This window comes from Kitasatospora sp. NPDC024654 (assembly GCF_055559155.1).
In genome coordinates this window covers 26533-52538 of record NZ_JBVHLF010000001.1, presented here as the reverse complement: position 1 = coordinate 52538, position 26006 = coordinate 26533, and the positions used below count along the sequence as shown (strand labels likewise).

General features: G+C 74.8%; 19 protein-coding genes. 9 read left to right on the top strand and 10 right to left on the bottom strand.

Annotation, left to right across the window (positions count from 1 at the left end; genetic code table 11):
- Window positions 1–116 precede the first annotated feature (116 nt).
- Entirely contained in the window at window positions 117–1313 is a 1197-nt protein-coding gene (locus tag ACZ38L_RS00215) for an ROK family transcriptional regulator (RefSeq protein WP_465688010.1), read from the bottom strand.
- 349 nt (window positions 1314–1662) lie between these two features.
- Between ACZ38L_RS00215 and ACZ38L_RS00210 the strand changes: the two genes are divergently transcribed.
- Window positions 1663–3522 (top strand): outer membrane protein assembly factor BamB family protein, encoded by a 1860-nt coding sequence (locus tag ACZ38L_RS00210; RefSeq protein WP_465687681.1) that lies wholly within the window; start codon window positions 1663–1665, stop codon window positions 3520–3522.
- 134 nt (window positions 3523–3656) lie between these two features.
- The gene (gene pepN / locus ACZ38L_RS00205; protein WP_465687679.1) at window positions 3657–6236 is read left to right on the top strand and encodes an aminopeptidase N; all 2580 of its coding nucleotides are present in this window, start codon (window positions 3657–3659) and stop codon (window positions 6234–6236) included.
- A 36-nt stretch (window positions 6237–6272) separates the two neighbouring features.
- On the opposite strand, the gene ACZ38L_RS00200 is transcribed toward pepN, so the two are convergent.
- Both ACZ38L_RS00200 and ACZ38L_RS00195 read right to left on the bottom strand, forming a co-directional pair.
- Window positions 6273–7712, bottom strand: coding sequence for a sensor histidine kinase (locus ACZ38L_RS00200; protein WP_465687677.1), 1440 nt, complete (start codon window positions 7710–7712; stop codon window positions 6273–6275).
- 35 nt (window positions 7713–7747) lie between these two features.
- Entirely contained in the window at window positions 7748–8470 is a 723-nt protein-coding gene (locus tag ACZ38L_RS00195) for a response regulator transcription factor (RefSeq protein WP_465687675.1), read from the bottom strand.
- A 316-nt stretch (window positions 8471–8786) separates the two neighbouring features.
- On the opposite strand from ACZ38L_RS00195, the gene ACZ38L_RS00190 reads away from it, so the two are divergent.
- From ACZ38L_RS00190 to ACZ38L_RS00175, 4 genes are all read left to right on the top strand, one after another.
- Window positions 8787–10130 carry a ferredoxin reductase family protein gene (locus tag ACZ38L_RS00190; protein ID WP_465688008.1) on the top strand — a complete coding sequence of 448 codons (1344 nt, stop codon included), beginning with the start codon at window positions 8787–8789 and terminating at the stop codon, window positions 10128–10130.
- A gap of 80 nt (window positions 10131–10210) precedes the next feature.
- Window positions 10211–10687, top strand: coding sequence for an FMN-binding protein (locus ACZ38L_RS00185; protein WP_465687673.1), 477 nt, complete (start codon window positions 10211–10213; stop codon window positions 10685–10687).
- Window positions 10687–11463 carry an FAD:protein FMN transferase gene (locus tag ACZ38L_RS00180; protein ID WP_465687671.1) on the top strand — a complete coding sequence of 259 codons (777 nt, stop codon included), beginning with the start codon at window positions 10687–10689 and terminating at the stop codon, window positions 11461–11463. Before ACZ38L_RS00185 ends, ACZ38L_RS00180 begins: the two co-directional genes overlap by 1 nt.
- A 241-nt stretch (window positions 11464–11704) precedes the next feature.
- Complete coding sequence (locus tag ACZ38L_RS00175) at window positions 11705–12262, top strand: hypothetical protein (protein ID WP_465687670.1); 558 nt, start codon at window positions 11705–11707, stop codon at window positions 12260–12262.
- Window positions 12263–12381: 119 nt separating this feature from the next.
- Here ACZ38L_RS00175 and ACZ38L_RS00170 read toward each other — a convergent pair whose 3' ends face one another.
- Window positions 12382–13947, bottom strand: a complete 1566-nt coding sequence (locus ACZ38L_RS00170; RefSeq protein WP_465687668.1) for an FAD-dependent monooxygenase — start codon at window positions 13945–13947, stop codon at window positions 12382–12384.
- A 116-nt stretch (window positions 13948–14063) separates the two neighbouring features.
- Here ACZ38L_RS00170 and ACZ38L_RS00165 point away from each other — a divergent pair, with 116 nt between their 5' ends.
- Window positions 14064–14705, top strand: coding sequence for a TetR/AcrR family transcriptional regulator (locus ACZ38L_RS00165; protein WP_465687667.1), 642 nt, complete (start codon window positions 14064–14066; stop codon window positions 14703–14705).
- 86 nt (window positions 14706–14791) lie between these two features.
- Window positions 14792–15532, top strand: a complete 741-nt coding sequence (locus ACZ38L_RS00160; protein ID WP_465687665.1) for a VIT1/CCC1 transporter family protein — start codon at window positions 14792–14794, stop codon at window positions 15530–15532.
- Window positions 15533–15544: 12 nt separating this feature from the next.
- Here the strand turns inward: ACZ38L_RS00160 and ACZ38L_RS00155 are convergent, their stop codons facing one another.
- From ACZ38L_RS00155 to malQ, 5 genes are all read right to left on the bottom strand, one after another.
- Complete coding sequence (locus tag ACZ38L_RS00155; protein ID WP_465687663.1) at window positions 15545–16000, bottom strand: GNAT family N-acetyltransferase; 456 nt, start codon at window positions 15998–16000, stop codon at window positions 15545–15547.
- An 83-nt stretch (window positions 16001–16083) separates the two neighbouring features.
- Window positions 16084–16998 (bottom strand): GlxA family transcriptional regulator, encoded by a 915-nt coding sequence (locus ACZ38L_RS00150; protein ID WP_465687661.1) that lies wholly within the window; start codon window positions 16996–16998, stop codon window positions 16084–16086.
- 7 nt (window positions 16999–17005) lie between these two features.
- Window positions 17006–17614, bottom strand: a complete 609-nt coding sequence (locus tag ACZ38L_RS00145) for a cysteine hydrolase family protein (protein WP_465687658.1) — start codon at window positions 17612–17614, stop codon at window positions 17006–17008.
- Between the two features lie 289 nt (window positions 17615–17903).
- Window positions 17904–18137 (bottom strand): hypothetical protein, encoded by a 234-nt coding sequence (locus ACZ38L_RS00140; protein WP_465687656.1) that lies wholly within the window; start codon window positions 18135–18137, stop codon window positions 17904–17906.
- Window positions 18138–18149: 12 nt separating this feature from the next.
- Window positions 18150–20381, bottom strand: coding sequence for a 4-alpha-glucanotransferase (malQ, locus tag ACZ38L_RS00135; protein WP_465687654.1), 2232 nt, complete (start codon window positions 20379–20381; stop codon window positions 18150–18152).
- Window positions 20382–20776: 395 nt separating this feature from the next.
- On the opposite strand from malQ, the gene ACZ38L_RS00130 reads away from it, so the two are divergent.
- On the top strand, window positions 20777–24937 hold the full coding sequence (locus tag ACZ38L_RS00130; protein WP_465687652.1) for a beta-N-acetylglucosaminidase domain-containing protein: 4161 nt from the start codon (window positions 20777–20779) through the stop codon (window positions 24935–24937).
- Between the two features lie 125 nt (window positions 24938–25062).
- On the opposite strand, the gene ACZ38L_RS00125 is transcribed toward ACZ38L_RS00130, so the two are convergent.
- Entirely contained in the window at window positions 25063–25683 is a 621-nt protein-coding gene (locus tag ACZ38L_RS00125; protein ID WP_465687650.1) for an HNH endonuclease, read from the bottom strand.
- Between the last annotated feature and the right edge of the window lie 323 nt (window positions 25684–26006).

Sequence of the window (26006 nt, the reverse complement as noted above, 5' to 3'; positions counted from 1 at the left end):
AAGTAAATCCAGCCCCCCGCCGATTCAAACCCTTTCGTTATCTTCATGAAGGCTAAGCCGAGACCAAATGCGGTGTTCCCCGAGTTTCCCCGGGGTTTCCCGCCGCTTCTCGGAGTTCAGGCGCGGGCCACCGCGGCCGGTCCGGCGTGCCCGAGTGCGCCCGTTTCGCCCATCTCGCTCATCACCAGCGCGAGCGCGCCCAGTACCTCCGCCCGACCACCCAGGGTGCCCGGGACGATGGAGAGCTGACGCGCGGCGGAGGGGATCGCGTACCGCGCCACCGAGTCCCGGATCGGGGAAAGCACCAGCTCACCGGCCTCGGCCAGGTCACCGCCGAGGATCACCCGGCGCGGGTTCAACAGGTTGCACAGGGTGGCCACCCCGGTCCCGATCTGCCGGCCGGCGTCCGCGATCACCCGGCGGCAGCCGAGGTCGCCCTCCCGGGCCAGCTGGACCACCCGGGAGAGCGTCAGCCCCTGCTCGTGGCTCGCGTTCAAGAGGTTGAGCAGGTAGCGCGAGCCGACGAAGGTCTCCAGGCAGCCGCGGTTGCCGCAGCGGCAGACCGGGCCCGCCTCGTCCAGCGTGATGTGGCCGATCTCGCCCGCCGTGCCGCCCGGGCCGCGGTAGATCTGGCCGTTGATCACCAGGCCGGCGCCGACCCCGCTGGCCACCTTGATGTACGCCAGGTCGCCCAGCCCACGGCCGGCGCCCCAGACCAGTTCGCCCAGCGCGCCGAGGTTGGCGTCGTTGTCGACGTGCACCGGCATGCCCAGCCGGGAGGAGAGCTCGCGACCGGGCACCACACCGGTCCAGCCGGGCAGGATCGCGGTGGAGCCCAGCGCGCCGGTCTCCACGTCGATCGGCCCGGGCACCCCCAGACCCACGCCGATCACCTTGTCGGACCGGAAGCCGGCCTGCACCAGCAGCCGCTCGACCAGCGCCTCGGCCCGGTCGAAGCCCTGCGCCGCCGACTCGTCCACGTTCATCGGCTCGCTCTCCTCGGCGAGCACCCGGTGGGCCAGGTTGCCCACCGCGACCCGCAGGTGGGAGTGGCCGAAGTCGACGCCCACCACGATCCCGGCGTCCCCGCTGAGCGAGACCGAGCGGGCCCGCCGGCCGCCCGAGGAGGTGTCGGCCACCACCACCGTGCCGCTCTCCTTGAGCTCCCGCACGATGTTGGAGACGGTCGCCGCCGAGAGCCCGGTGCCGCGGGCGATCTCGGCCTGGGTGAGGGAACCCGCCATCCGCACCGCCCGTAGCACCCGCTCCAGGTTGGCGCGGTGCAGTGACGACTGCGAACCGGGCGTGTCCATCGACATTGCTTGATCCTCCCAAGGGATCGGGACCTGGTGTCCCCGTCCACGCCGCGCCTTTGCGGTGGAGCTCGCGTGCCGGCGGTCGCGGCACCGGGAGAGCCGGCACCACGACCAGGTTTCACCTTCAACTTGTGAACTCTATGCTGCGCCTGCCCGGCAAGGCAGCGTCAAGGCCGAGTACGGATCGTTGTAAACCCCACCGGCTGCCAAGCCCGCGGCGGTCCGCAGGCCGGACCTGGCGGAAGCGGAATTCGGCCCACCCGTACGATGTGCTCTGTTCCAGCCGCCAGATCATTCGGGGCCATTGTGGCAAGGCGGCACAGATTCGGACATGACGGGGAATCACATGGCAGGGGATCAGCCGAACCCGAGCCCGGGCGGCGCGCCGCAGGACGCGACGCCGGGTCAACAGGGCGGAGCAGCGGCAGAACAGCGACCCGGGGTGGACCCGGCGGCTCTCGCGGACCAGGCGACCCAGCTCGCCGGCGCGCCGATCCCCGCCCAGGCCGCGGGCCCCGTGCCACCGCCGCCCACCGCGCCGCCGACCGCGCCGCCCGCCGGCGCACCCGCCCCGCCCCCGGGCGCCCCGGCCGACGTCAGCTACCAGCCGACCGCCCCCGCCTTCCCCGCCCAGGCCCCGCCGCCGGCGGGCGGCTACGGCGCACCGGTCGGCCCGTACGACCCGCAGGCCGGCTCGGCGTACGCCTACCCGCAGGCCGCCCCGGCCCCCGTGCCCGGCCCGTACGGCCCGCCGCAGCCCGGCTACCCGCAGCCCGACCAGGGCGGCTACGCCTACCCCGGTCCCCCGCAGCCCGACCAGGGGGGCTACGCCTACCCGGGTCCCCCGCCGCAGCAGGGCGGCTACGCCTACCCCGGTCCGCCGATGCCGGCGCCGGCCAAGCAGCGCAACCCGGTGCTGGTCTTCGGCGCGGTGGCCGGTTCGGTCCTGGTGGTCGGCATCATCATCGGCCTGGCGGTGCTCTTCGGCGGCGGCAAGAGCAGCGGCAACAACACGGCCGGCGGCGGCGGCAACAACCCGCCCGCCGCCCAGCCCGGGAAGTTCAGCGCCACCTGGACCGCGCCCAAGTCCGACGACGACGGCTCCGACTCGCAGACCCTCGGCACCTGGACCACCGACAAGCTGCTGGTCCGCGGCGACGCCACCGGGCTGACCGCCTACGACCTGAGTGACGGCAAGGTGGCCTGGACGCTGGCCGTGCCGCCGAACACCAAGGCGTTCTGCAGCATGTCGGCCACCGTCAACAAGAACATGATCGGCGGTGTCTCCTTCAACCTCGGCGACGACGACTGCGCCGCGGTCGGCGCGGTCGACGCCACCAGCGGCAAGCTGCTCTTCAAGGTCGGCCAGTCGATCCCGAACAACACCAGCTTCAACACCCAGGTCACCGTCACCGACACCACCCTGGCCGCCGCCAGCGGCGCGATCCAGGAGGGCTTCAGCCTGACCGACGGCTCGACCGTCTGGCAGTGGAAGGACCGCGGCCAGTTCTGCAACGACTCCGCCGACACCGCCGGCGGCGTCCTGGTGGTCAGCGACTACTGCGCGGACGCCACCCCCAGCCAGGTGCTGAGCGTGCTGGACGCCAACACCGGCAAGGTCGAGACCAACTTCAACCTGAACACCCAGGGCGAGCGGATCGGCGCCATCATCTCGGTCAAGCCGCTGGTGCTGCAGATCTCCAACGGCGGCGACAACGACTTCGTGGTCGGCCTGGACGGCGCCAACAACGCGATGGCCCAGATCCCGCTGAAGGTCACCGGCCAGGACACCCTGCAACTGACCGACGTCAACGCCGGTCTGAGCCACGACATCGTGCTCGGCAACACGCTCTACGTCGAGGTGGAGGAGAGCAGCAAGACCGCGGTCCGGGCGATCGACCTGGTCTCCGGCCGGACCCTGTGGACCGTGGACGGCGGCACCGACGAGGGCCTGCGCCTGGCTGCCTCCGCCACCAGCGACGGCAAGCCGCTGGCGATCGCGATGCAGGGCTACGGCAAGGCCTCGCAGTTGGTCAGCCTCTCCCCCGCGGACGGCTCGCTGACCACCATCGCGCCCTTCGCCAACACCCAGGACAGCTCGCTGCCGTTCCAGGACGCCCAGGTGCTGGTGCCCTCCACCGGCCAGGTGATCACCGTCCCGCAGTCCCCGATGGACAACAGCGCGCAGCTCTACACCAAGGGCTGAGCCGACCCGGCGGGAAGGGCGGGCCGTCCACCGACGGCCCGCCCTTCGTCGTACCCGGACCGCCCGCTCCCCGGGGGCCCGAGGGCGACGTGGGAGGATGCCGGGCAGACAAGCCTGACGAAGGAGTCCTGCGAGTGCCTGGCACCAACCTGACCCGTGAGGAGGCCCGCACCCGGGCCGAGCTCCTCCATGTCGACGCGTACGACATCGAGCTGGATCTGAGTACGGCCCGTGACGGCGGCACGTTCCGGTCCACCACCGTGGTCCGCTTCACCGCCTCCCGTCCCGGCGCCTCCACCTTCATCGACCTGGTGGCCCCGACCGTCCACGAGATCGTCCTGAACGGCGAGCGGGTGGACGTCTCGGCGTTCGCCGACAGCCGGATCGCCCTGAACGGCCTGGCGGCCGAGAACGAGCTGCGGGTCGTCGCCGACTGCGCCTACACCAACACCGGCGAGGGCCTGCACCGCTTCGTCGACCCGGTGGACGGCGAGACCTACCTGTACAGCCAGTTCGAGGTTCCGGACGCCCGGCGGGTGTTCGCCTCCTTCGAGCAGCCCGACCTGAAGGCCGCCTTCAGCTTCACCGTCACCGCCCCGCGCGGCTGGGTCGTGGTCTCCAACTCCCCCACCCCGCAGCCGGTCGGCGAGGGCGGGACGCAGGTCTGGCGGTTCGCCCCGACCGGCCGGATCTCCACCTACATCACCGCGCTGGTCGCCGGCCCGTACGTCGGCGTCTTCGACGAGTACGTCGCCGGCTCGCAGCGGGTTCCGCTCGGCATCTACTGCCGGCCCTCGCTCCGGGAGTTCCTGGACGCCGAGGCGGTCTTCGACGTCACCAAGCAGGGATTCGCGTACTTCCAGGAGAAGTTCGACTGCGCGTACCCGTTCGAGAAGTACGACCAGCTCTTCGTCCCGGAGTTCAACGCCGGCGCGATGGAGAACGCGGGCGCGGTGACCCTGCGCGACCAGTACATCTTCCGCTCGAAGGTGACCGACGCCTCCTACGAGATGCGCGCCACCACGATCCTGCACGAGCTGGCCCACATGTGGTTCGGCGACCTGGTCACCATGGAGTGGTGGAACGACCTCTGGCTCAACGAGTCGTTCGCCACCTACGCCGAGATGGTCGCCCTGGTCGAGCCGGCCGGCACCAAGTGGCCCAACGGCTGGACGACTTTCGCCAACCAGATGAAGACCTGGGCCTACCGGCAGGACCAACTGCCCTCCACCCACCCGATCATGGCCGAGATCAACGATCTCGAGGACGTCATGGTCAACTTCGACGGCATCACCTACGCCAAGGGCGCCTCGGTGCTCAAGCAGCTGGTGGCGTACGTCGGTCAGGACGCCTTCTTCGCCGGCCTGCGCGCGTACTTCAAGCGGCACGCCTGGGGCAACACCACGCTGCCCGACCTGCTCGGCGCGCTGGAGGAGACCAGCGGGCGCGACCTGAAGACCTGGTCCCGCAAGTGGCTGGAGACGGCCGGCATCAACGTGCTGCGCCCGGAGATCGAGCTGGACGCCGCCGGCGCGATCGCCTCCTTCGCGGTCCGCCAGGAGGCCCCCGCGCTGCCCGTCGGCGCGAAGGGCGAGGCCGCCCTGCGTCCGCACCGGATCGCCATCGGCTGCTACGAGTTGACGGACGGCAAGCTGGTCCGCACCGAGCGGATCGAGCTGGACGTGGACGGCGAGCGCACCGCCGTCCCGCAGCTGACGGGCCGTCGGCTGCCCGCCGTGGTGCTGCTCAACGACGACGACCTGTCGTACGCCAAGCTGCGGCTGGACGACGCCTCGCTGGCCACCGTCACCGCGCACCTGGGCGACTTCGCCGAGCCGCTGCCGCGCGCGCTGGTCTGGGCCGCCGCCTGGGACATGACCCGGGACGGCGAGCTGGCCGCCCGCGACTACCTCGCGCTGGCCGTCGCCGGGCTGCCCAAGGAGAGCGACATCGGCGTGGTCCAGTCGGTGCAGCGCCAGGTGCAGAGCGCGCTGGACTCGTACGCCGACCCGGCCTGGCGCCCGCAGGGGCTGGCCCGCTGGGCCGCCGCCTGCGAGGAGCAGCTGCGCGCCGCCACCCCGGGCAGCGACCACCAGCTGGCCTGGGCCCGGGCGTTGGCCGCGGTCGCGCACCAGGCACCGCAGCTGGACCTGATCGCCGGCCTGCTGGACGGCTCGGTCGAGGTTCCCGGTCTGGCCGTGGACACCGAGCTGCGCTGGACCCTGCTGGTCAGCCTGGTCGCCGCCGGCCGGGCGGACGAGGCCGCGATCGACGCCGAGCTGGTCCGTGACAACACCGCGGCCGGCCAGGAGCACGCCGCCACCTGCCGGGCCGCCCGGCCGACCGTGGCCGCCAAGGCCGACGCCTGGGCCTCGGTGGTGGAGTCGGAGGAGCTGACCAACTACCTCCAGGACGCGGTGATCGGCGGGTTCAACCGGTCCGACCAGCGCGAGCTGCTCGCGCCGTACGTGGCGAAGTACTTCGCCGCGATCAAGGGCGTCTGGGAGTCGCGCAGCCACGAGATCGCCTCGCAGATCATCACCGGGCTGTACCCGGCCACCCAGGTCGAGCAGGCCACCCTGGACGCCACCGACGCCTGGCTGGCCTCGGCCGAGCCGGTGCCCGCGCTGCGCCGGCTGGTCGTCGAGTCCCGGGCCGGCGTCGAGCGGGCGCTGAACGCCCGGGCCGTCGACCGCGCCGCGGGCGAGCGCTGAGCCGGGCCCTGGGCCACCCCCTCCGAGGGGGGTGGCTCAGGGCAGGGTGACGGTGACCGTGGTGCCGCCGGCCGGCGGGCTGGTGAGGGTGACCGTGCCGCCGTGCGCGGTCACCACGGCGTGCACGATGGCCAGCCCGAGGCCGGTGCCGCCGGTGCTGCGGGTGCGTGACTGGTCGGCGCGGACGAAGCGTTCGAAGACCAGCGGGACCAGCTCGGGCGGGACCCCGGGGCCGTCGTCGCTGACGGTCAGGGTGCCCTCGGCCAGCCGCAGGGTGACCGTGCTGCCCGCCGGGGTGTGCCGGTGGGCGTTGCCGAGCAGGTTGGAGACCACCTGGCGCAGCCGGTCCTCGTCGCCGCTGACCAGCACCGGCTCCGTCGGCAGGTCGAGCCGCCAGTGGTGGCCGGGCGCGGCGGCGCGGGCGTCCGCGGTGCCGTCCAGGGCCAGCCGGGTGAGGTCCACCTCGCCGCGGGCGAGCGGCCGGCCGGCGTCCAGTCGGGCGAGCAGCAGGAGGTCCTCGACGATGGTGCCCATCCGGCGGGACTCCGCCTCGATCCGCTCCAGCGAGTGCCGGACCGGTTCCTGCACCGGCCCCGGGTGGCGCAGCGCCAGCTCGGCGTGGCCGCGCACGGCCGCCAGCGGGGTGCGCAGCTCGTGGCCGGCGTCGGCGGCGAACGAGCGCAGCCGGTCCTCCACCGCGTGCCGCTGGGCGAGCGCGTCGGCCACGTGGCCGAGCATCCGGTTGAGCGCCAGCCCGACCCGGCCGGTCTCGGTGGCCGGGTCGGCGTCCGGCACTCGTTCGGAGAGCTCCACCTCGCCCCGCGCCAGCGGCAGCGCGCCGACCCGCTCGGCGGTGTCGGCGATCCGGTCCAGCGGGCGCAGCGAGACCCGCACCCAGCACGCGGCGGCCAGGCCGGCGGCGGCGCCGGCCACCGCGAAGACGGTCAGTTCGAGCACCAGCACCTGGTGTTCGGTACCGCTGACCTGACTCATCGGCAGGCCGGTGACCAGCACGTCACCGTCCCCGCCGGCCACCGCGCGGACCCGGTAGTCGCCGAGCGCCGCCAGGTGGACGGTGCCGGCCGACCCGCCGACCGGGAGCGCGGCCAGCCGCTGCTGCTCGGCCGGGGTGAGCCGGACCAGGTCGTCGGTGTCGGGCGCGGCGCTCCCGGCCGCCACCGCGTCGTCGTCCGCGTCCCCGTCCACCACGCCGGCCTGGGTCACCGTGCCGTGCAGCAGCCGGGCGCCGAAGGTGCCCGGGGCCTGCGCCCGGGTGTCGCTGCGCGGCCGGCCCGTCCGGCCGCTGTGCTCCAGGCTGGCCGCGTACCGGCCGCCGGTGTCGGTGAGCTGCTGGTCGAGCCGGGCCACCAGGAAGGTCTGCAGCGAGACCGCGACCGCCACGCCGACCGCGGCGAAGGTCAGCAGCAGCAGGACGAGCAGGCCCGCGATCAGCCGGCCGCGCAGTGTCCGGGGCACCGGACGCGGCCTCGGGAACCTCGGGAAGCGGGACGTCACGTGGTGGGCGCCTTGATCAGGTAGCCCGCGCCGCGGACGGTGTGGATCATCGGAGTGCGGCCGGCGTCGATCTTCTTGCGCAGGTAGCTGATGTAGAGCTCCACCACGTGCGCCTGGCCGCCGAAGTCGTACGACCAGACCGCGTCCAGGATCTGCGCCTTGCTGAGCACCTGGCGCGGATGGCTCAGCAGGTGGCGCAGCAGGGCGAACTCGGTCGGGCTCAGCTCGATCGGGTCACCGCCCCGGGTGACCTCCCGGGTCTGCTCGACCAGCACCAGGTCGCCCAGCACCAGCGCGCCCTCCGGCGGCGGCAGGATCCGCCGCCCGGTGGCCGCGTCCGCCCGGCGCAGCAGGCCGCGCAGCCGGACCACCACCTCCGCCAGGCTGAACGGCTTGGTCACGTAGTCGTCGCCGCCGGCGGCGATGCCGGCGATCCGGTCCTCCACCGCGTCCTTGGCGGTCAGGAAGAGCACCCGGACCTCGGGGCGCTCGGCGTGGATCCGGGCCAGCACCGCCATGCCGTCCAGGTCGGGGAGCATCATGTCGAGGACCACCGCGTCCGGCGCCCAGGTCGAGGCGGTGCGGACCGCCTCGCCGCCGGTCGCGGCACCGCGGGCCTCCCAGCCCTCGTAACGCAGCGCGCCGCAGAGCACCTCGACCAGGTCGGGCTCGTCGTCGACGACCAGGATGCGGCGGGCGGTCAGGAGGTCCCCGGTCATGAGGTCCCTTCGGGGGGGGTGGGCGAGCGGGTGCGGCGTCCGTCCATTCTGCCGGTGGCGATGAGAAAGCGGTGAGATCCGCGGGCGCCGGTGGGGACTTCCGCCGGCGGAAGAGCCCGGAAATCCGGGCTTCCGGTCCGGTCACGGGCCCACTGTTCAGAGCGAACTGAGAGCTTGCGGTGTCAGGGTGGCAGCTCGGCCGCAGTCCATCACCCGGCAGCTCCGTCACCGTCACGAGGAGGTCGCCCTGAGCGCCGCCACCCAGCACCCACACCGGTCCCCCGGCGGCCGCCGCAGGCAGGGGCAGCCGACCGTGATGCGCGCCCGCGGCGTGAGCCCCACCGAGCTGCTGCCCGACCCGGTGTCGCTGCTGGTCCTGCTCGCGATCGGCGCGGGTGCCCTCGGCGTGCTCGCCCTCTGGTGGCGGGACACCTTCGCGGTCACCGGCGCCGACGAGTGGCTGACCAACGCCGGCCGGATCACCGGCCTGCTGGCCGGGTACGCGGCGCCCGTGCTGCTCCTGCTGATGGCCCGGATCCCGCTGCTGGAGCGCGAGGTCGGCGCGGACCGGCTGGCCCGCTGGCACGCGATCGGCGGGCGCTACCTGGTCGGCCTGGTCAGCGCGCACGTGCTGACGATCATCTGGGGCTACGCGCTGACCGCGCGCGAGAACGTGGTCGGCGAGGGCGTCCAGATGGTCTTCCACTTCCCCGACATGATCAAGGCCTCGCTGGCCACCCTGCTGATGTTCGCCACCGGTGCCTTCTCGGCCCGGGCGGCCCGCCGCAGGCTGAGCTACGAGACCTGGTACTACCTGCACCTGGGCACCTACCTGGCGATCGCGCTCGGGTTCGGGCACCAGCTCAGCAACGGCGCCGACCTCGGTGAGGGGCCCGGGAAGCTCGGCTGGTACGCGCTCTACGCCGGCTCGTTCGGGCTGCTCGGGTGGTACCGGCTGGCCGTTCCGTTCCTGCGCGACCGGCGGCACCGGCTGCGGGTCGCCGAGGTGCGTCCGGAGGGGCCCGGGGTGGTGTCGGTCTTCCTGACCGGTGACCGGCTGGACGAACTGCGCTGCGAGCCGGGGCAGTTCTTCCGGCTGCGGTTCCTGACCCGCGAGCTGCGCTGGGCGGAGAACCCCTACTCGCTCTCCGCGCCGCCGCACCCGCGCTTCCTGCGGTTCACCGTCAAGGACCTCGGCGGGCACAGCGCGGCGATCGCCGGGCTGCGGCCGGGGGTGCGGGTGTGTGCGGAGGGCCCGTACGGCGCGTTCACGGCGCGGCGGCGCAGGGCGCGGCGGGTGCTGCTGATCGCGGCGGGGGTCGGGATCACCCCGATCCGGACGCTCTTCGAGACGCTGCCGGCCGGACCGGGCGAACTCACCCTGCTCTACCGGGCACGCGACGAGCGGGACCTGCTCTTCCGGGCCGAGCTGGAGGAGGTGGCGGCCAGGCGCCGGGCCCACCTGCGCTACCTGGTCGGGTCGCGCGCCGAGATCGGTGATCCGCTCACCGCGGAGGCGCTGGGCCGGCTGGTGCCCGGGCTGGCCTCGCACGAGGTGTTCCTGTGCGGTCCGGAGGGGCTGGCGGCGGCCACCGTCGCCGAGCTGCGGGCGGCGGGGGTGCCGGCGCAGCGGATCCATCATGAGTCGTTCGCGTTCTGAGCCCGCCCGGCTGCCCGCCCGCCCGAACCGTCCGGCCACCCGAACCGTCCGTCCGCCGAATCCGAGGAAGTGCCCACCCGATGCGTCGAACCGTTGTCACCTGCACCGCCACCGCGGCGGGCGTCATCCTGCTGCTCTCGCTCAAGCCGCACGGCTCGGGGACGGCGGCCAACAGCCTGCCGGTGATCTCCTCGAACACGGCCGGGCCGGGTGGGTCGGGGGCTTCGGGCACGCCGTCCGGGACACCGTCGAGTACGGCCTCCGGCCAGGCGTCGGCCGGGTCGCGGGTGGTGACCGGGAGCGCGGTCGACACCCGGTACGGGCCGGTGCAGGTCCGGGTGACCCTCACCGGCGACCGGCTGAGCCAGGTGGACGTGATCCAGTACCCCTCGGAGAGCAACCGCGACTCGGAGATCGACAGCTACGCGCTGCCGCAGCTCAACCAGGAGGCGATCGCCGCCCAGAGCGCGCAGGTGGACAGCGTCTCCGGCGCCACCTACACCAGCGAGGGCTACCAGCGCTCGCTGCAGAGCGCGCTGGACCAGGCGGGGCACTGATGCTCCGGCACGTCGAGCACGCCATGGGGACGGTCTTCTCGTTCGCCGTACGCGACGCGACCGCCGACGACCGGCCGGCGCTCTCCCCCGCACTGGCCGAACTGCACCGGCTGGACGCGCTGTTCTCCACCTACCGGCCGGAGAGCGAGATCAGCCGGCTGCGTCGCGGCGAACTCACCCCGGCCGCCTGCGACCCGCTGGTCACCGAGGCGCTGGCGCAGTGCGCGACGATCGGCGCGCAGACGGGGGGATGGTTCTCCGCCGAGTACGCGGCCCGGGCGGGCGACGGAGGGCTCGACCCGACCGGGTGGGTCAAGGGCTGGGCGGTGGAACGGGCCTCCCGGCTGCTGACCGCGGCCGGCTACCCGCACCACAGCATCACCGGCGGGGGCGACGTGCAGACCTCCGGCGAGGCGGCCCCCGGCCGGCCGTGGCGGATCGGCATCGCCGACCCGGCCAGGCCGGGGCACCTGGTCGGCGTGCTGGCCGGCCGCGACCTCGCCGTCGCCACCTCGGGCACCGCGGAGCGCGGGGCGCACATCCTCGACCCGCACACCGGCCGGCCGGCGCGGGAGTTGCTCTCGCTCACCCTGGTCGGCCGCGGCCTGGCCCGGACCGACGCCTGCGCCACCGCCGCCTTCGCCATGGGTCCCCTGCGCGCCATGCGCTGGACGCAGTCGCAGCCGGACCTGGAGGCTCTGGCGATCCTCCCGGACGGCCGCCGGCTGGGAACGGCGGGCTTCGGCCGCCACCTGCTCCCGACCGGGGCCGCCTGACGCACGGCCGGAGGTTCCCGGGGGCGTCGAGGACGCCCGGCGGCGGACGCCCGGCGGCGGACGCCCGCCTCCGGCGCGGTGGCCGACTCCCGGCGGGGTCGGACGGCTCGGGAGCAGCGCGGAACCAGCCTCCTGGCAGCGAGATCCGGACGCCTCCGTCGAACGTCGCCGGCCTCGCGGCGCGCGCGGTTAGCGTCGGTCTGCCGCCGCCAGCCAGCAGTACCCCGGCAGAAGGAGCCCGATGCACCGCAGTACCGGCCGCCCCGATCCGCTGCCCGAGGAGAACGAGGAGCTGTCCCGCTGGACCTTCGGCGAACCGGCCGCCTTCCTGGTCGGCCCGCCGGCGCGGTGGCGGCGCTCCGTGGAGTCCGGCAGCTCGGACGGGCACCCGTGGTCGCTGGAGGTCCACTACCACGCCGAGCGGCGGCGGGTGCTGAGCGTGCGGACGATCCGCGAGCTGCCGGCCTCGGTCCGGCGCCGGCCGTTGGACGACCTCGCCTCTCCGCTGCTGAGCTTCCGGCTGCACCGGGCCGCGGCGGAGCGGGCGGCCACCGGCGTCCGCGAGCTGCTCGCCCGGGCCGGCCGCGGGATCGCCCAACTGCCCGAGCGGGAAGCCGCGCTGACCGTGGACGGCATCGAGGTCCGGGCCCGGATGATCGAGGCGTCGGACAGTTACGCGATCCGCGCCCGGCTCGCCACCCTGACGGTCGTGCTCTGCGCGGAGCACGGCGTGGACGTACCACCGGCGGTGACGCTGGTACCGCCCCCGGTACGGCGGCCGACGGAGGCCGAGCACTGACGGACCCGGACACTGACGGACCCGGGCACTGACGGACCCGGCGGGCTGACGGGTTCGGCGCCCGTCAGCGCACGGTTGACCGCCCGTCGCCGACCGCGGCTGACCGGCGACGGCAGCGGTCAGCCGTCGAGCCGGTCCAGGTAGTCGGTCACCGCGCCGGGGTGGTGCGGCGCCGAGGCGGTGAGCCCGAGGTGGCCGTCCGGGCGCACCAGCACCAGGGTGCCCTCCCGCGCCGCGTAGGCCGACCGGGCCAGCCCCCGCTCGTCGCGCCACCGCGCCACGCCGTCGGGCAGGCCGTGCGGCGAGCCGTCCAGCAGGCAGGCCCGGACGCTCGCACCGTGCGCGGCGACGGCCTCCCGCAGCACTCCGGCCGTGGTGTCGCCGAAGCCCAGCAGGGTGAAGTGCGGCCCGGCGAAGAACTCGAACAGCCGGACCGGTGCGCCGCTGGCGGCGTCCCGGCAGGGCGCGTCCGGGGCCCGGTCACCGGCCCGCAACCGCCCGCCGTCCCGGTCACCGCCCCGGTCGTCCAGCTCCCGGGCGAGCCGGCTCCAGCGGTAGCCGACCCCGAGGGTGCTGGTCTCCGGCGTCGACACCGTGTCCAGGCCGCCACCGGGCCGCCGCATCGCCGCCAGCACCGCGTCCAGCCGCGCCGAGCTGAGGTCGAGCGTCCAGGCGGCCACCGGCAGCCGCTCCTCCTGGTAGCTGTCCAGCAGCGCGGCCCCGGCCAGGCCGCCCGCCACCCGGGCGAGCTTCCAGCCCAGGTTGGCGGCGTCCTGGATGCCGGTGTTCATGCCCAGACCGCCCGCGATGGGCTGGACGTGCGCCGCGTCGCCGGCCAGCAGCACCCGGCCGACCCGGTAGCGGTCGACCATCCGGACGTTGACCCGGTAGGTGGAGAGCAGGTCGGCCCCGGTCAGCCGCAGGCCCGGCCGCCGGGCGTGCCGGTCGAGCAGCCGCTGGAAGCTGTCCAGGGACGGCGGGACCGGGCCGCCCGCGGCGTCCCGTTCGGGACCGGCCTGGAACCACCACCCGGCGCGGGTGCCCGGGATCGGACAGAGCATCACCCCGCCGTCCAGATCGATCCACTGGTGCCAGTAGCCGCGGTCCAGCCCGGTCAGTTCGACGTCTCCGCAGACCATCACCCGGTCCTCGGAGGTCCGGCCGGCGAACCGCAGGCCCGACAACGTGCGGACCGTGCTGTGCCCGCCGTCGCAGCCGACCAGGTAGCCGGCCGCGATCTGCCGCCCGTCCACGAGCCCGGCCCGCACACCGGTCTCGTCCTGGCTCAACTCCACCAGCTCGGAGTCGAGTTCGACCCGTACACCGAGCCCGGCCAGGCGGTCCCGGAGGATCTCCTCCAGCCGCCACTGCGGCAGCGTCCAGGGCCGGGCGTACGGAACGTCCGGGGTCGGGCCGGCCGCCGCGAGCGGGTCGGCGTCCGCGATCCACACGCCGTCCCGGTACTTCCGCATCGGCACCGGCGGCGCGCCGGACGCCAGCACCTCCTCGATCACCCCGAGGTCGGCGAGCACCTCCAGGCTCCGCTGGTTCGGCCCCTTGGCGCGCGAGCCGCGCGGATACCGCGCCGCCCGCTCGAGCACCCGGACGGCGACGCCCCGGCGGGCGAGGTCGCAGGCCAGGGTCAGGCCGGTCGGGCCGGCTCCCACGATCAGTACGGCGGTCATCCGGGTTCCTCCTCGATGTCCGGTGCTCGACCCTCCCACCAAAACGCAACCGAGTTAAAAAAGCAACCAGGAAAGACTTCACACCCAGTTGCCTTCCGGGTGCTACCGTGAACGCCGTGAACGAAGCGACCGGGCTGCGGGCCCGGAAGAAGGAGCGGACCCGCCAGGCCATCTCGGACGCCGCGATCGCGCTCTTCCTGGCCCGCGGCTACGACCAGGTGGCGGTGGCCGAGGTCGCGGCCGCCGCCGAGGTGTCCAAGCCGACGCTGTTCCGGTACTTCCCGACCAAGGAGGACCTGGTCCTGCACCGGTTCGCCGACCACCAGGGCGAGTGGGCACGGGTGGTCGCCGAGCGCGCACCCGACGAGCCGCCGCTGGCCGCGCTGCACCGCCACCTCGTGCGCGGGCTGCACGAGCGCGACCCGGTCACCGGGCTGAACGACGTCCGGGAGGTGCTCGCCTTCCACGGCCTGGTGTTCGGCACTCCGTCCCTCTGCGCCCACCTGGTCCACTACCGCGCCGCCGACGAGGCGGCGCTGGCCGAGGCGCTGCGCGCGGCGGCCGGCGCGGGGCCGGACGAGCTGGGCCCGCGGCTGGCCGCCGCCCAGCTGACCGCCGTGCGGGAGGTCCTGGCCCGGGAGAACTGGCGCCGGCTGACCGCCGGTCACACCGCCGACCAGCTCCTCCCGCAGGCCGAGGCGGCGGCCGACCGTGCCTTCGAGCTGCTCGCGACGGGCCTGGCGGGGCGCTGGGCCTGAGCCCGTGCTCACCCCCGCCCCCGCCCACGACACGCCGGGCGCGGGGGCGGGGGTGAGCCGGTGCCCCGACGGGGAGACTCTCGGACGTGGCAGAGAACGGTCAATCACCCCACGACGCCGGCTCCGCGCACGCCGGCGAGCAGCACGGCACCGCGCTGGGAAGCCGGCTGAACTGGCTGCGGGCCGGCGTGCTCGGCGCCAACGACGGCGTGGTCTCCACCGCCGGTCTGGTGGTCGGCGTGGCGGGCGCCACCTCCTCGGCCACCGCGCTGCTCGCCGCCGGCCTGGCCGGCCTGCTCGCCGGGGCACTCTCGATGGCCTCCGGCGAGTACGTCTCGGTGAGCACCCAGCGCGACACCGAGCGGGCCGCGCTGGCCCTCGAGCAGCGCGAGCTCGCCGAGCAGCCGGTCACCGAACTCGCCGAACTGACCGAGCTGTTGGCCGACCGGGGACTGACCGGGGAGCTGGCCCGCGAGGTGGCCGAGCAGCTCACCGCGCGCGACGCGCTCTCCGCGCACGCCCGGGTCGAGCTCGGCATCGACCCCGAACAGATCGTCAACCCGTGGCACGCCGCCGCGGCCAGCTGCGCGGCCTTCACCATCGGCGCGCTGCTACCCCTGCTCGCCATCGTGCTGCCGCCGACCTCGCTGCGGGTGCCGGTCACCGTGGTCGCCGTGCTCTGCGCGCTGGCCCTCACCGGCTGGGTCAGTGCCCGGTTGAGTGCCTCACCGGCCGGTCCCGCGGTGCTGCGCAACCTGCTGGGCGGCGGGCTGGCGATGGGCGTCACCTACGCGGCGGGCACCCTGGTGGGCACCGCCACCCGCTGAGTCGGTCGTGGCTCACCCGTCCACCGTGATCCGGAAGAGCGGCAGCACCCGCCCGGGGACCGACCCGGACGGCGTCTCCCCGATCCGCACCGCGCCCAGCCGGGCGTAGAAGGGCGCGGCGTTGGGGTCGGAGTCGATGCTCAGGCTGCGGAAGCCGAGCTCCCGAGCGGCGCTCACCACGTGCCGGTAGAGCAGGCTGCCCACGCCCCGGCCCATCGCGACCGGGTCGACGAAGAGCATCCCCAGCGAGCCGTGCGGGGCGTCGCCCTCCAGGGTGGCCATGCCGAGCAGCTCGCCGTCCCGCTCCGCGACCACCGCGCGGCCGATCACCAGGTCCTCCGGGCCGAGCGTCAGCTCCAGCCGGCAGGCGGCCATGAACGCCTCGTCATATCCCCAGTGCGCCTTGGAGCGCAGGACCAGCTCGGTGAGCGGACCGGCCTCCTCGGGCCGGGCGGAACGGACCAGCATCAGAGCCTCCGCAGGGGCGTCAGGGCCTCGACGGGCCGGGGACGCTCCACCGTACCGGCCGGCCGCAGGACGTCGGCAGCCGGTCACGGGGCACCGGTCCGGGCCCGCAGCCGGCGCAGCATCCGGGCGTCCTGGAACCCGGTGGCCCGGGCGGCGGCCTCCACCGTGCTGCCCTGCCCGATCAGGTGCTCGGCCCGCTCCACCCGGAGCAGCTGCTGGTAGCGCAGCGGGGTCAGCCCGGTGACCTCGGCGAACCGCCGGGTCAGGGTCCGTTCGCTGACGCCGCCGGCCGCCGCCAGGTCGGCCAGCTGGAGCCGCTCGGCGAACCGCGCGTCGATCAGGTCCTGCACCCGGTGCACGGCGTCGCTGAGGTGCGCGCGGTGCCGCAGCATCGCGCTGGCCTGCCGCTCCTCGCCGTTGCGGCGGGCGTAGACGACCATCTGGCGGGCCACCCGGGCGGCGGCGGCCGGCCCGTGCCGGACCGCGACCAGGTGCAGCGCGAGGTCGATGCCGCTGGCGATCCCGGCCGAGGTGACCACCCGGTCGTCCGCCACGTAGAGCACGTCGCGCGCCACGCGCGCCCGGGGGTAGCGACGGGCCAGCTCCTCCTGCAGGTCGTGGTGGGTGGTGCAGCGCCGGCCGTCCAGCAGGCCGGCCCGGCCCAGCGCGTCGGCCCCCGCGCAGATGCTGGCGACCGTCCCCCCGGCGCGGTGGTGGGCGGCCAGCCGTGCCAGCGCGGCGGCGCCGATCGGGCCGCTGGCGCGCAGCATCGGCCCCCGCCAGCCGGGGACCATCAGCAGGTCCTCGACCGAGAGCTCCGGCCACCGGGTCGAGGCGCGCAGCGGCAGGCCCTGCGCGCTGGGGACGTCCTCCTGCTCGGCCACGTAGTTGAGCCGGTAGTCGTGGCCGAGCCCGGCCGCGGTGGAGAACACCTGGGCGGGCCCGGCGAGGTCCAGCAGGTGCAGCTGCGGGACCAGCAGGAAGACGACGCGCGGCACGATCCGGTCAGCCTCCGATCGAAGTGGCGGCGGCCGGCCGGGTCAGTTCGGCCACCGTGGCGATGGTGGCGAACCGGCCGGCCAGCGCGTACTCGGTACGGGCGATGACCTGGTCGGTGGTCAGCGTGGTCGGGTCGGCCAGCAGCTCGGCCAGGCTCCGGTCGGCCGGGGCGTCCCGGTGCGGGATCGGGAAGGTCGCGGTCGCGTCGGTGACGAAGGTGACCTCGAAACCCAGGTCGGCGGCGAGCCGGGTGGTGGTCTCGCAGCACTGCTCGGTCTGGATGCCGCCGATCAGCAGGTGCCGGATCCCACGCTGGGTGAGCAACTGCTGCAGGTTGGTGGTGGTGAAGGCGTTGCGCGAGGTCTTGGTGAGCACCGGCTCGCCGTCCCGCGGCACCAGCCCGTCCATCAGTCGGACGTGCGGCGAGCTGGGGTCGAACGGCCCGCCGCTGCCGGGCTCGGTGTGCAGGATCCAGACCACCAGGTCGCCCTGCTCCCTGGCGGCGGCCACCAGTTCGTTGGTCACCTCGACGATCTCGGGGTTGGACACGGCCGCCCAGTTCGGCCGCTGACGGAAGGACTCCTGGACGTCGATCACGATGAGTGCGTTGGTCATGGCTCGATCCTGGTGGTTCCGGCGGGCTGCCCGGTAGGCACCATCATGCCGCGAACCGGACCGATCCGGTCAGCCGCCGTGTGCCGTCGACCGGCGCGGGACGGTCCCGCGACGACCGTGGACCAGACGTCCCCCGCCGGGTCCGGCTCGACCACGAACGGCTCCTCCGCGCACGCCCGGCGGCCGAGCGGCCCGGCTCGGGCGGTCGGACCCGGCACGGCTCCAGCGGGGGAACGCGCGAAAACCCCGCTGCCCAGTGGTGCGGCAGCGGGGTTCCAGGCCGAGTGGTCTACTTCTTCTTGTCCTTGTTGATCACCGAGGGCAGCATGACCAGACCCGAGATGATCACGAAGAGCGCGATCGGGATCCCCACGTACAGGCCGAGGCTCTGCGCGACGGTCAGCCCCTTGTACGAGCCGTCACCGCCGTCGGCGAAGGCGGGCGACGACATCAGCATCATCAGCGCAGCCACCGCGGAGACCGCACCGGCGCGCACAGCGTTCCTCTTGTCCACGTTTTCCAAGGTACCGGCCCTTTATCGGGGGCCGCTCGGCGGGGTCGACCTTCCGGGTTCGGCGCCCCGGCCGGCCCGGATCCCGCCGGCCCGGATCCCGCCGGCCCGCAGCCCACCGGTCAGCAGGCCGCCGAGGGCCAGCGCTCCGGGGGCGGCGGCCAGTCGCTCCAGGGTGACCGGGCGACCGGTGGCGTCGGCGACCGGGAGGCGCCAGTTGGGGTACTGGTCCCAGGTGCCGGGCAGGTTCTGCGGCCGGGGGTCGCCGACGGTGTCCGGCAACCAGACGCCGACCAGCTGGGCCGGGGTGGCCAGCAGGAAGCGGTGGAGCGCGGTCTGGTCCAGCGGGCCGCCGGTGGCGAGCAGGCCGAGCCGGACCAACTCGGCTTGCCAGTCGGCCAGTTCGGCGGCGGCCGCGGCCCGCTCCACGGCCAGCGGGCGGCCGAGCAGGCCGAGCTGGTGGCGCAGGTCCACGTGCTCGCCGGAGAGCCGGGCCGCGGTGCTCGGCAGGTCGTGCGTGGTGAGGGTGGCCAGGCAGCCGGTCCGCCAGCGCTCGGGCGGCAGCGGAGCGCCCTCGGCCGCCCAGTCGCGCTCGAACCAGAGCACCGAGGTGCCGAGCACGCCGCGCGCCGTCAACTGCTCCCGCACGCCGGGTTCGACGGTGCCCAGGTCCTCGCCGATCACGCTGGTGCCGGCCCGGTGCGCCTCCAGGGCGAGCACGCCGAGCATCGCCTCGGCGTCGTAGCGGACGTAGGCGCCCTCGGTGGGCGGGCGACCGGCCGGCACCCACCAGAGTCGGAACAGGCCCATCACGTGGTCGATCCGCAACGCCCCGCAGTACCGGGCGGCGGCCCGCAGCAGCTCCGCGTACGGCGCGTAGCCGGCCCGGGCGAGCGCGTCCGGGCGCCAGGGCGGCAGGCCCCAGTCCTGGCCGTGCGCGTTGAAGGCGTCCGGTGGCGCGCCGACCGAGATGCCGGTGGCCAGCACGTCCTGCAGCACCCAGGCGTCGGCGCCGCCCGGGTGCGCGCCGATCGCCAGGTCGTGGACCAGGCCGACCGCCATGCCGGCCCGTTCCGCGGCCCGCTGGGCGGCGCCGAGCTGCTGGTCCAGCTGCCAGGCCAGCCAGCGGTGGAACTCGACGGCCCCGGCCAGCTCGGCGCGGGCGGCGGCGACCTGCGGGGTGTCCGGCCGGCGCAGCGCCTTCGGCCAGTGCTGCCAGTCGCTGCCGTGCACCTCGGCGAGCGCGTTCCAGAGCGCGTAGCGCTCCAGCCAGTCGCCCTCGCGCCGGACGTACGCCTGGTACGCGGCCTCCCGCCCGGGCCCGCGCGGCACCGCGTGCAGCAGCTCCAGGGCGGCCCGTTTGAGGGCCCAGACGGCGTCCCGGTCGATCAGGCCGTCGTGCTCCAGCACCTCCGCGCGCAGCCGGCCGGCCTGCCGGGCCAGCTCCGCCAGCCGCTCACGGTCGGCCGGGCCGACGTAGGCGTACTCCGGCACGTCCTCCACCCGCAGGTGGACCGGGTCGGCGAAGCGCCGGGAGGACGGGCGGTACGGGGACGGGTCGGACGGGCTGCCGGGCACCCCCGCGTGCAACGGGTTGGTCTGCAGGAAGTCCGCGCCCAGCGCGCCCGCCGACCACTGCGCCAGTTCGGCCAGGTCGGCCAGGTCGCCCATGCCCCAGGATCGTTCGGAGAGCACCGAGTAGAGCTGGGCGAGGAACCCCCAGCCCCGGCCGCGCGGGGCGGGTGGCCGCTCGGGGGCGACGATCAGGTGCGCGCTCTCGGCGCGCTCGCCGAGCCACAACCGCAGCGTGTGCCGGCCGAGCGGGAGGTCGGCGGGCAGCCAGTGCGCCCGGCCGGCCGGCAGCCGCCAGTCGGTGCCGTCCTCGAGCGCGATCACCAGCCGGGCCTCGGCGGGCAGGTCCAGCGCGGTGCGCCGGCCGGCCCTGGTGACCAGGGTGGGCGGCAGCAGCCGGGCGGCGGTCCGCTCGCGGTGTTCGGCCAGCGCCCGGTCGACGGCCTCGGGGGTGGCGGCGTCGACGCCGAGCGCGGCGAGCACCGCGACCAGGGTGGGGGCGCTGACCTGGACCACCTCGGCGCCGGAGTCGTAGCTGCTCTCCACGCCGTGCGCGTGGGCCAGCGCGAGCAGCGCGGCGGGCGGGGCCGGGGCGTCGTAGGCGGGCGGCGCGCCGGCGGCCCGGGCCGGCTCGGGCGCGTCGGTTCCGGAGGCGTCGTCAGGGCGGTTGAGGTAAGCGGCCAACACGGTCTCCTGCGGGGCTCGGTGACACAGGACAGGGAGGAAGGACACGGGGGACGGAGGGCGGACACGGCAGCTCCACTCCTACCCGGGCGCCCTCGCGGCGACCCGCAGCGGCACGCCGGGGCGGGGGCGCGGGGCCGTGGTGCGGCGGCCCGGACGGGGACTCGGGCGGGGACTCGGGCGGGGACTCGGGCGGGGACTCGGGCGGCAGGCCGAGAATCGGATGATCAGCAACAAAAGGGTCATAAGCCCTCATCGCGTTGACAGTTGCCCTGTCAACTGGTGGGCTGTCACGGCGACGTCGGGCGCGGTCGGGCGCAGATCGCGGCCGCACGGTCGCGAACCCGCCGACCACCCCCTTCCGGCCGACTGCCCCGGCCGTCCAGGAGGCCTCCTTGCAGACCCGTGTGTCCGCCGCCGCGGGGAGGCGGCTACGGCAGCAACTCGAAGACAGCCCGGCCCTGCGCGAGGTTCTGCGGCACCCGGCGGTCCGGGTCACTCGGCGGGCCACCGCGCGCACCGCGCGCCGGGTCGCGCCGCGCACCGCGGACCGGCTGATCGCCGACCTCAAGGGCACCGAGCCGCTGCTCGCCGAGGTCCGCGCGGCCCGCACGGCCGAGCGGACCGGCACCGTGACGCACCGTCGGGCCGCGCTGCGGATCGCCGCCACCTTCTCCGCGGCGGCCGTGATCGGCGGCCTACTCGCGGTCGCCCCGGCCACCGCGCTCGGCCAGTCGGCCGCCTCGGCCGCGGTCAGCACCCCGTTCGCCACCCCCAACGGCACCCCGCTGGGCAACCTGGCCGACCCGCAGGTCTTCCCCCGCCCGCAGCAGCAGACGCTGACCGGCAAGCCGGTGACGGTCTCCTCCGAGGTGTTCCTGGTGGCCGCGCCGCAGGCCGACCCGGGCGCGCTGGCCGCCGTCCGCGAGGTGCTCGGCGACGCGGGCGCGCAGACCGTGCTCACCCCGCCGTCGGCGACGGACGCCCCGGCCGGCTCGCTGGTGGTGTACGTCGGAGGGGCCGCCGAGGGGTCGACCGGCGGCACCGAGGGGGTGCTGCACCAGCTCGGCGCCCCCGACCCGACCGGCCTGCCGTCCGGCGGCTACGTCCTGGCCGCCGGTCAACTGCCCACCACGGGCGGCTCGTTCGGTGCGGTGGCGCTGGCCGGCGTGGACCCCGCGGGCACCTTCTACGCGGCACAGAGCCTGCGCCAGCTGCTCACCGCGGTCCCGGCCGGGCAGGGCCAGGGCGGCTCGGGAAGCTTCGGCTTCCCCGGCGTGATCCTGCGCGACTGGCCGTCCGGCGCGCCGGTGCGCGGCACCGCGGAGGACTTCTACGGCACGCCGTGGACCAACGACCAGCGGCTCGCCCTGATGGACTTCCTGGGCGCCACCAAGCAGAACTTCTACCTCTACTCCCCCGGCGACGACCCGTACCGGCAGGCCCAGTGGCGCGACCCGTACCCGGCCGACCAGAACACCGACCTGCGGGTGCTAGCCGACCGGGCGCAGCAGAACCACGTCACCCTCGGCTACGCCATCGAGCCGGGCCAGAGCTTCTGCTACAGCAGCAGCAAGGACCTCGACACGCTGCTCGGCAAGCTGGACGCGATGCGTCAGATCGGCTTCACCGCCTTCCAGTTGCAGTTCCAGGACGCCACCTACGACTCCAGCCAGTGGCACTGCGCGGGCGACCGGCTGGCCTTCGGCACCGGCCCGGCCGCCGCCGCCCGGGCCCAGGCCAGGGTGGCCGCCGCCGTGCAGCAGCGGCTGATCGACCGCGACCCCGGTCTGGCGCCACTCTCGATCGTCCCCACCGAGGACCACCAGCAGGGTGCCAGCCCGTACCGCACCGCGCTGGCCGGCGCGCTGCCCAAGGGCGTGCAGGTCGCCTGGACCGGCGTCGGGGTGATCCCGGCGACGATCACCGCCGCGCAGACCTCGGCCACCGCCGCGCTCTTCGGCCACCCGCTGATGACCACCGACAACTACCCGGTCAACGACTCCACCCCGGACCGGCTCTACCTCGGCCCGTACACCGGCCGTGACCCGCAGGTGGCGAGCGGCTCGGCGGTGCTGCTGACCTCCGGCATGCAGCAGCCCACCGCCTCCCGGATCGCGCTCTCCACCGCCGCCGACTTCGGCTGGAACCCGACCGGCTACCAGCCCGACCAGTCCTGGCAGTACGCGCTGCGCTCGCTGGCCGCCAGTACCGTGCCCGGCAGCGCCGCCGACCCGAGCGGCGGGCCGGCCCTGGCCGCGCTCACCGCGCTGGCCGCCAACAGCTCCTCCTCGCCGCTCGCACCGCAGGAGTCGGCCTATCTGACCCCGCTGATCAACGCCTTCTGGGCGGCGTTGCAGCCGCCCACCGGCGGCACGATCGACCTCGGCAAGCTCCAGCAGGCCGCCGCCCCGCTGCGGGCCGCCTTCGACACGATGGCCGGCGCGGCCGACGCGCTGCGCGGCAACGACTCGCAGGCCACCCCGGCCGGCGACGACCTGGCCGCCGAGGCCGGGCCGTGGTTGGACCGGCTGAGCATCTACGGGCAGGCCGGGCAGGCCGCGCTGGACATGCTGCTGGCCCAGCACACCGGCGACGGCGCCACCGCCTGGCAGGCCCGGGTCACCCTGCGCTCGCTGCGCGACCAGCTCGCCCAGGGCGGCACCACGATCGGCGCCGGGGTGCTCGACCCGTTCCTGGACCGGGCGCTGAGGGCCGCCGACAGCTGGTCCGGGGTGACCGCCGGTTCGATCTCGCCGACCACCACGATGGGCAGCGCGACCGGACACGGCCCCCACCGGATGACCGACTCCTCGCCCGGCAGCTTCTACTGGACCTCCGCGCCGCCGCAGGTCGGCGACTCCTTCGGGATCAGCCTCGGCGACGGCCTCCCGGTCGGCACGGTCACCGTCGCCATGGGCGCGCAGCCCGCCGCCGACCCGGGCAGCGACGACGCCATCGCCGCGGCCGACGACTACCTGCACGACGGCGTCCTGGAGTACACCACCGGCGACGGCGGCTGGCAGCAGCTCGCCACCGTGCACGACCAGAAGACGGTCACGGCCAGCCTGCCGGCCGGCGTGGTGGTCCGGGCGATCCGGTTGCGCGCCACCGCGACCCAGCAGTCCGCCATCGCGGTGCGCGACTTCAGCATCACCGCGCCGGACGCCGGCAGGACCAGCGTCAGCGGTGGTCCGGCCCCGGCGCCCGGCTCCTCCCCGGCGGCCGTGCTGGACGGCGACCCGGACACCGCCTACCGGGCGGCCGCCCCGGCGACCCCGAGCGACCCCCCGCTCACCGTGCAGCTGGGCAGCACCCGGCCGCTGGACCGGCTGACCGTGCTGACCGACCCGACGGTGCACTCCACCGCGGCGGTGCAGATCCACCAGCCGGACGGCAGCTGGACCCAGATCGGCACCGTGCAGCCCGGCTACAACGAGCTGCCCGCGAACGGGCAGCGGACCGACGCGGTCCGGCTGGTCTTCCAAGCGGGCGGCGACGCGCCGGTGGTCAACCAGATCGTGCCCTGGTACGCGGACGACCCGGTCGCCCAGCTGACGCTGGCCGACCCGGTGCTCGACGTGGTGGCCGGCGCGACCACTCCCGCGAGCACCCGGGCCGTGGTGCAGGCGGTCCGGCCGGAGGGCGCGAACGGCGACGTGCACCTCGAGCAGCCGAGCACGCCGGCCGGCCTGACCGTCACCCCGGTCGCGGCGCCCGGCCAGCCGGGCTCGCCGGTGAGCGTGCCGCGCGGCGCCCAGGCCAGCGCGACGGTGCAGGTCAGCGCGGCGGCGGGGACGCCGTCCGGGACGTACCCGGTGCCGGTGGACTTCACCAGCAACGGGACGACCGTCCAGCAGACCCTCCAGGTGCACGTGGTGCCGCCGACCGGCGGCCCGGACCTGGCGCTCACCGCGACCGCCAGCTCCTCGGGTGACGCCTCGGCGAAGTACCCGGCCTCGGCGGTCACCGACGGCAACCCGGCCACCCGATGGGCCTCGAAGCCGGCCGACAACGCCTGGGTGCAGCTCCAGCTGCCGCAGGCCGCCGAGCTGGGCGAGGCCGTGCTGCACTGGTCGGACGCCTACGCCGCCGCGTACCAGTTGCAGACCTCGGCGGACGGGGTGAACTGGACCACCGTGGCGACCGTGGGCAACGGCCACGGCGGGACCGAGACGGTGCGCTTCGACGCGCCGGGCGCGGTGTACTTCCGGATGCAGGGGGTCCGGCAGGCCACCCAGTTCGGCTACTCGCTCACCGGGATCGAGCTCTACGCGGTGGCCGGCACCGGCGGCGCGGCCTCGCCGCCCGTCCAGCCGGGGCAGCCGACGCCGACGCCCACGCCCACGCCGTCCGGGCAGCCGAGCGGCGGGCCGAGCACGGTCCCGACCCCGACGCCGACCACCTCGCCGGGCGCCGTCCCGACCCCGACCGCCTCGCCCTCGGCCCAGCCCAGCCCGGGCGCCCCGCCGGCGCCCTCGGCCCCGCCCACCCCGGGCACCCCGCCGGCACCCCCGGCCTCGCCGACCCCGGGCGCGACCTGGCCGACGCACTAGCGGGCGGGACCGGTCCGGCACGCACCGCTGAACGGGTGAGTGCGGGCATACGGCGGGCCGGCGGCGCGCTCACCGGGAGCGCGGCGCCGGCCCATGAGGCGTACCGAAGGGTGCGGCCTTGGTGGTCAGGCGGTGAGGGCCTCCGGCTGCTCACCGCGGTGGACGGGGCGGGACCGGCCGATCGGGAGCTTGGCGGGCCCCGAGTGGTCGGTATGGTCGTGGTGTTCGAAGTCACGGAACTGGTCCGTGCCACCGTACGGCTCCAGGTAGGGCCGCCAGCGCGGGTCCTTGATCCCGGTTCCGATGATGCGCCAGGCCAGCCCGCTGGGCGGGGCCGGAGGTCGCTTCATCCGCCACCCGAGTTCGGTCAGGTGGCGGTCGGCCTTGACGTGGTTGCAGCGGCGGCAGGCCGCCACGACGTTGTCCCAGCGGTGCTGCCCACCGCGGCTGCGCGGAATGACGTGGTCGACGCTGGTAGCGGCGGCCCCGCAGTAGACGCAGCGCCCGTGGTCGCGGGCGAAGAGCGCGCGGCGGGTGAGCGGGACGGGCCCGCAGAACGGCACCCGGACGAACCGGGTGAGCCGAACCACGGAGGGCGCCGAAACGGCGCTGGTGGCGCTGTGCATGGTGACTCCCGATTCCTCCAGGCTGACCGCCTTGTGGTTGAGGACCAGGATGAGTGCGCGGCGCATCGATACGACGCCGAGTGGCTCGTAGGACGCGTTGAGGACCAGGACATGCGGCACGGATGCCTCCTTGGACGCCTGCGGCGCGTGGCTCGCGCCGGGACGAGCGGATGATCACGCTTTGTGGCGCGATCACCCCCAGTGTCGCCTTACGACTTTGTACGGCGCCACCATTACCGGGTAACAGGCCGGGGTGGCTTCGGTCATAACCCGGTGTTCTTGCTCTATGCCCAGACCTGCGGCGTGCTGCACTCGAACGGCCCGCGGGCGGTCCGTGGCGGTCCCGCGTGGGCGGTTCGGAGGGGAGGGAGGAGGGGGGAGGAGGGGGGGGGTGGCAGGGGTTGGGTGTTTGGGGGTGGGCAAAATGTCAATACGTGATGGTG